Source organism: Turicibacter sp. HGF1, from assembly GCF_000191865.1.
Lineage (GTDB): Bacteria > Bacillota_I > Bacilli_A > MOL361 > Turicibacteraceae > Turicibacter > Turicibacter sanguinis.
Map to the genome: position 1 here is coordinate 1 of NZ_AEXQ01000080.1, position 6613 is coordinate 6613.

General features: G+C 34.9%; 5 protein-coding genes. 3 read left to right on the forward strand and 2 right to left on the reverse strand.

The window, feature by feature from the left end:
- Positions 1–12 precede the first annotated feature (12 nt).
- A complete protein-coding gene (hflX, locus tag HMPREF9402_RS07785) occupies positions 13–1287 on the reverse strand; it encodes a GTPase HflX (RefSeq protein ID WP_009607053.1) in 1275 nt (424 codons plus the stop codon).
- 563 nt (positions 1288–1850) lie between these two features.
- On the opposite strand from hflX, the gene radA reads away from it, so the two are divergent.
- The 3 genes from radA to HMPREF9402_RS07800 are packed head-to-tail and all read left to right on the forward strand — an operon-like array spanning position 1851 to position 5126.
- On the forward strand, positions 1851–3239 hold the full coding sequence (gene radA, locus HMPREF9402_RS07790) for a DNA repair protein RadA (protein WP_006785911.1): 1389 nt from the start codon (positions 1851–1853) through the stop codon (positions 3237–3239).
- A gap of 32 nt (positions 3240–3271) precedes the next feature.
- Positions 3272–4084, forward strand: a complete 813-nt coding sequence (locus HMPREF9402_RS07795) for a DUF4349 domain-containing protein (protein ID WP_006785912.1) — start codon at positions 3272–3274, stop codon at positions 4082–4084.
- A 19-nt stretch (positions 4085–4103) separates the two neighbouring features.
- Positions 4104–5126 carry a DUF3221 domain-containing protein gene (locus HMPREF9402_RS07800; protein ID WP_237701303.1) on the forward strand — a complete coding sequence of 341 codons (1023 nt, stop codon included), beginning with the start codon at positions 4104–4106 and terminating at the stop codon, positions 5124–5126.
- Positions 5127–5155: 29 nt separating this feature from the next.
- On the opposite strand, the gene HMPREF9402_RS07805 is transcribed toward HMPREF9402_RS07800, so the two are convergent.
- Positions 5156–6376 (reverse strand): cation:proton antiporter, encoded by a 1221-nt coding sequence (locus tag HMPREF9402_RS07805; RefSeq protein WP_006785914.1) that lies wholly within the window; start codon positions 6374–6376, stop codon positions 5156–5158.
- Between the last annotated feature and the right edge of the window lie 237 nt (positions 6377–6613).

Sequence of the window (6613 nt, forward strand, 5' to 3'; positions counted from 1 at the left end):
CTAACTACTAACTTAAATTAGTGTAGTTGTTTTTATTATGTATTCAGATAATCTCTGTGCGTCATGCGCTGAACATTCTACTGTAATTAACGTTCCGTTTTCTTGGTATTCCGTTGAAAATACAGTGGCTACTTCATTTAAATAAGAAACAAGATTTCCACGATCATATGGAATCAAGAAGGTAGCCTTTACGTAGTTTTGGAAAATGTGGTGCTTAATCATATTAATTAATTCATCAATATTTTCTAAGTTTTTAGCAGAAATACGAACAGAATCTTGATCTGTTGGAGGTGCAATTTCATCCGGTGCTAAATCTGATTTATTATAAACATAAACCATTGGTGTTTCTGAAACGCCTAATTCTGCTAATACTTTGTTTGTGATTTCAATTTGTGTTTCAAATTCAGGATGAGATAAATCTACAACATGAAGTAAAAGATCGGCTTCAGTTACTTCCTCAAGTGTTGAACGGAATGCTTTTACTAATTGGTGAGGAAGTTTGCTGACAAATCCTACAGTATCAGTTAATAAAAATTGCTTATTATCTGGTAGTTGAATTTGACGAGTTGATGTTTCAAGTGTTGCAAACAACATATTTTTTTCAAAAACAACTTTATCAAGTTGTGAGTTTGAGATTTTTAATAAAGCATTCATCGTGGTTGATTTACCTGCATTCGTATATCCAACAAGAGCAACAACTGGAGTCGCATTACGTTTACGCAATTTTCGTTGATTTTGGCGTGCAAGTACTAAAGAATCGAGTTCTTTATTTAAACGATGCACTTGCTCTTCAATACGACGACGGTCAAGTTCAAGCTTTTTCTCTCCAGGTCCTTTTGAACCAATTCCACCGGCTTGACGAGATAATGAAGCATTTAATCCAATTAAACGAGGCATCATATAACGAAGTTGTGCAACCTCTACTTGAAGTTGTGCTTCGCGAGTTTTTGCCCGACGAGCAAAGATATCTAGAATTAAAATAGTACGATCAATTACTTTACATTGTAATCCTGCTTCTAGGTTACGAATTTGAGAAGGAGACAGTTCATCATTAAAGATAACTAAGTTAGCATCGTTTTGAGCGACTAATAAAGCGACTTCTTCTACCTTTCCTGTTCCAATATAGCAAGCAGAGTTTACGCGCTCAAGTTTTTGAGTTAATAAACCAACGACTTCAACATTACAAGCTTCTGCTAAGTTTCTTAATTCTTCGACACTGTATTCAAAATTTTTATCACTATTTAAATCAACACCAACTAATATGGCGCGTTGCATGATTTCTTCCATTTGATCACCTCTGTTTAATTGTTGAAAAACTACTATAAGTTTACTATATAAGAAGCAGTAGTTTTTGTCTATTTAAAAAATTTTTACAACTTGTTACGTTAAATCTGTTATAAGTAAAGATAAAAAATATTAAAGAGCTATTTTCTAATTTTAAAAAAGGTAAAATAGAAATATAATCGTATATATAATTGTAGAGTTTGTGTTGTTACCTTTTACTATATAGAAACAGAAATGTATTTCACTATTATAAATTTGTCTCAGTACTGAAGCCCTTTTGGTACAGAGGTATAACTATAGGGGGTTCCTGTGCTAAGTAGTGAGACATCAGTCGAAATCTTAGCTATCCTCTGCTGGGAGGTAATGAGTCACCTAGCGGTGGGCAAAGCGAACCATCCTCAATTGATAGGGTAATAAGTTAAAAGTTTTCCAAGTATGAAAAACTTATCTCGACTTATATATAGTTTATGCGTTTGATTCAAAAAGATTTATACACGGCTAGGATATCTTGCACAGATATGTGATAATGAGATTAGAAGACTATACAATTTATGAGGAGGCACCAAATGGCAAGAGCTAAAACAAAAACATCATTTTTCTGTCAACAATGTGGAATGGAAAGTTTAAAATGGGTTGGACGTTGTACAGGTTGTGGTGAATGGAATTCAATGGTTGAGGAATTAAAGCCAACAAAGGCTGAGGCTCGTCGTGGCTTTGTAGCAAGTGAATCAATGACGAAACCTCAAAAATTACATGAAATTGAAACGAGTGAAGAAGCTCGTATTCACACATCGATGAGTGAATTAAATCGTGTACTTGGTGGTGGAATTGTACGAGGATCGTTAGTTCTTTGTGGGGGAGAACCTGGAATTGGAAAATCGACGTTACTGCTTCAAACTGCACAAGATTTAGCAGCTAAAAACGTTCGAGTTTTATATGTATCAGGTGAGGAATCGGCTCGCCAAATTAAGCTTCGTGCGGAACGTTTAGGTGTTGTAAGTGATAATCTATATATTTATGCTGAAACAGATTTAACGTTGATTGACCGACAAATTCAACAGTTAAAACCTGAATTTGTTATTATTGACTCGATTCAAACGATTCATATGCCTGAGGTTACATCAGCACCAGGTAGTGTGTCACAGGTTCGTGAATGTACGGCACAATTAATGAAGATTGCAAAAATCGGAGGGATTTCTGTCTTTATTGTCGGACACGTGACGAAGGACGGAAATATAGCGGGACCTCGCTTACTTGAACATATGGTCGATACCGTTCTTTATTTTGAGGGAGACCGTCATCATACATATCGTATTTTACGAGCAGTTAAAAACCGTTTTGGTTCAACGAATGAAATCGGAATTTTTGATATGAAGGAAGAAGGGTTAGATGAGGTAACCAATGCATCTGAGGTCTTTTTAGAGGATCGTACGAAAGGGTTACCGGGAACGGCTATTATGGCTTCTATTGAGGGAACGAGACCAATTCTTGTAGAAATTCAATCGCTTTTAACACCAACTTCATTTGGTAATCCGAAGCGTATGGCTTCTGGAGTTGATCATAATCGTGTGTCATTGATTTTAGCAGTCTTAGAAAAACGCATGGGATTCTTTTTACAAAATCAAGATACCTACGTCAAAGTAACAGGTGGTGTTAAACTTGATGAGCCGGCTGTTGACCTAGCAATTGTTGCAAGTATTGTTTCAAGTTATAAAGATAAGATGACACCAAGTGGTGATGTTTATATGGGAGAAGTCGGTTTAACAGGTGAGATTAGACGTGTTTCACGTATTGAAGAACGCATTAAAGAAGCTAAAAAGCTTGGATTTACACGTGCTGTTATACCAAAGAAAAATCTTGGTGGATGGACACCACCCCAAGGCATTGAAGTGATAGGTGTCGATACGATTTCTGATGCATTAAAAGTAATGTTTAAAGAAGATTTAAAATTTTAATTCAAACAAACCGAAGATGAGGGGGAATCTTAGTGGATGTTTGGACAGCTATAAAAAAAGGGATGATTTTTATCATCCTTTCTATTTTTATTTTAATGTTAGTTAGCTTAATTCCTACTCAATTATTAACTAGGACTGAAGAGGTTTCGACTCAAAATCCTAGCACTCTCTTACAGACTGATGCGACAGAACAGTATAAGACTTATCAAAATGTAGAAGTAAATGTTTCGGTTGTAGACCTAGATGAGAGTCTTACACTTTTACAAACTTTGATAGATGAGGCATCGGTCAACTTAGTGTCGTCCTTTATTTGTTCTACTGATACACCATCAAGTAATCCTGTTGCTAGATTCACGATAGCGGTTTCTCATGCGTCGATGACTGACTTTTTAGGTAAGGTTTCGTCAAGTTTGCAAGTTAGTGAAATCAAGACATATACTGATACTGAAATGCTACTAGTAGAGGGGATTGATAGTTGGATTAAGAATTTATCAATTCAAGAAAAACGGTATCAAGAATTGTTGTCAGAGGCTTACGAATTAGAGGAAATTTTGGCAATTGAAACGGAGTTATCTCGTGTTCGAACAGAACTTGATGAATGGCAGTCACTTAAAGAAAAACGAGATATGGTGAAGGTAACGATTTCTTTTTATTTAGTTAAAAATCCGGCAACGTCTTGGCAAGAAGCGATTAGTGAGGAACTAGTCATGCAACTCGGTCAAATGGCATCTTATTCTAAGATTTTAGTGATTAAGCTGATTGGGTGTTTACCGTATTTTGTGGTAGTTCTTTTTGTTGTTATTTTGGCAAGACTGATTTTTAAGCGAAGTAAAAGACGACGCTGATTGGGGGATGACGTTGAACGTGAAGAAGTGGATTTTGAGTGGAATTATTTTAGTTTTTATCTTAATCGGTTGTTCGCAATTATTTAAATTTGAGGAGACGCCCAACTTTGTGGTCGAAGGTGTTGTGTTATCGGTTAGTGATGATACAGCGTTGATGTCTTTGCGACTTGATTTAACAGAACAGGATTTAAATAAAAGTTATGAAGAGTGGATGAATGGTTCATACGATTTGATGGAAGTTAGTTATTTGCAAGATGTTAAGGTAGGGATGAAGTTAAAGGTTGCTTTAAATGGTGAGATTTTAGAAAGTTATCCAAGTCGAGCCAGTGCTAAAAGTTATGAGGTTATTGGAGAAGTGGAAGCAAGTGAAGATGAAGCGGGAAATGAGCTAGTGATGGAATCAGTGGAACCCTATCATGCTCAACTGTTAAGTATTTTTCCAAAAACAATCGGCTTAATTCAATCCTATAATGGCTATGCTGAATACGGTCATTCTCAAAAATTGATTAAAGCAGAAGAAAAGGGGAATATTTTTGAATTAAGTTTTGAAGGACAAATGATGGATGGAATCGGAGAATTTGAAAATCGTACGTTCACACTCACATACGAAATTGATAACCAATCTGTGATTGAACATATTAATAATCAAGATCAGTATAATCAACTAAAAAATGAAATGTTGTTAAATTCTATTATCCCGAATAAAGTGATTTTAAAAGCTCCGCTTGAAGTTGGGACAAGTTGGTTTGAAAATTTTGTGTATGAAGGGCAAGATTGTACTGCTCAAACGGTTATCACACGTGTGGAATTGACACAAGAAGGGAAAATGCAGTATGAAACCTTAACGACAGTTGAAGGTATTGAAGGTTATTATATGGATACTTATAAGGAAACCAGAGTTTTCACCGAAGGAAGTGGGATGACTTCTTTTAGTAATTTATTCTCGTTAGAATCCGTTGGCGTTGATTATGAAGAATTAGAACAATCAGAGGATTTATATATTTTTGGATTTAATCTTTCCTATGAAAAATTGAACAAATAAAAAGACCACGAAATTTCGTGGTCTTTTTATTATGCAACAGTTTGTTCTAATGCAACTTGAGAATTTTCTATTGCAGCTTTATTTGAAAATACTAATTTTAATAGAATTGGTGTAATAATAGTCGTAGTGACAACCATGATAACGATTGGACCAAAGAACACCGATCCCATTAATCCAAAGGCAGATCCTTTACTTGCTACGATTAATGCGACTTCTCCCCTTGAAACCATTCCGGTTCCGATTTGAAGAGCTTCAGCATTTGTATATCGGCAAAGTTTTGCTCCAAGCCCACATCCAAGAATTTTCGTTAAAATCGCAACGACGATTAAGATTCCTGAGAAAGTGATTAAAGACGCTGACATTTCTGGAATCACAACTTTAATTCCGATACTTGCGAAGAAAATTGGTGATAATAGCATGTACGCTGTTGTATCAAAACGCGCCATTAAATAATGTTTACGTGGTGCGTTAGATAAAACTAAACCTGCCATAAAGGCACCGGTAATATCAGCAACACCGAAGAAGTGTTCAGCAGTAAATGATAATAATAAACAGAAAACGAATGATAAGATGACGAAACGTCTTAAATCCATATTATGAAGACGCATGCTCTTATTCATGAATTTAGAGAAAATATAGCCACCTATTCCTCCAAGAATGAAGAATAGAACGATTTTGATTAAAACTAATCCGATGCTAACATCGGTGTTTGTCGCACTCGTTACAACTGTTAAAGCAATAACTCCTAAAATATCATCAATAATTGCGGCTCCTAAAATAGCATTTCCAGCACGGGTACTTAGCTTTCCAAGTTCTTTTAATGTTTCAACCGTAATGCTTACTGAAGTAGCAGTTAGGATAATTCCGATGAAGATATTTTGAAGAACAATTGGTGCATTGGCATCTGAAATTCCATTTTTATTAAATACGGATGCGATAATAAATCCTCCGATAAGTGGAACAATCATTCCAAGTAAAGCAATAATAATAGATGCTTTTCCGGTTTTCTTTAATTCTTTCATATCTGTTTCAAGTCCAGCTGTAAACATTAAAACGATAACACCTAGTTCAGATAACTGAAGGATAAAATCTGTTTCATGTAAAACATTTAGACATGCTGGGCCTAAAATTAATCCAGCTAGTAATGCTCCAACAACTTGTGGTAATTGAATTTTTTTTGTTAATAATCCCAAAAGCTTAGTGCTCATTAAGATTAAAGCAATATCAAATAGAAATTCGTAAGACAACATAGTATTTACTCCCCTCTAATTTTCACTTGACAAATTATACATCCAAGTAAAGCATTTTACAACCTAATTTTAGGAAAAAAACGTTTTTATTGGAATGACTTTTTTACCACATTCAATATAATATTTAGACAAATTCAATATAATAAAAAAGTACATTTAAAAAGTAGTATTATGGAATTTCGAGGGTTTTATACGATGAAAAGTTTATTCTCTAAACTTCATTGACAAAAATGGATA

Excerpts from the sequence above, each read along its gene's own strand:
- hflX (WP_009607053.1), bottom strand. The coding sequence starts at position 1,287 with ATGGAAGAAATCATGCAACGCGCCATATTAGTTGGTGTTGATTTAAAT.
- radA (WP_006785911.1), top strand. The coding sequence starts at position 1,851 with ATGGCAAGAGCTAAAACAAAAACATCATTTTTCTGTCAACAATGTGGA.
- HMPREF9402_RS07805 (WP_006785914.1), bottom strand. The coding sequence starts at position 6,376 with ATGTTGTCTTACGAATTTCTATTTGATATTGCTTTAATCTTAATGAGC.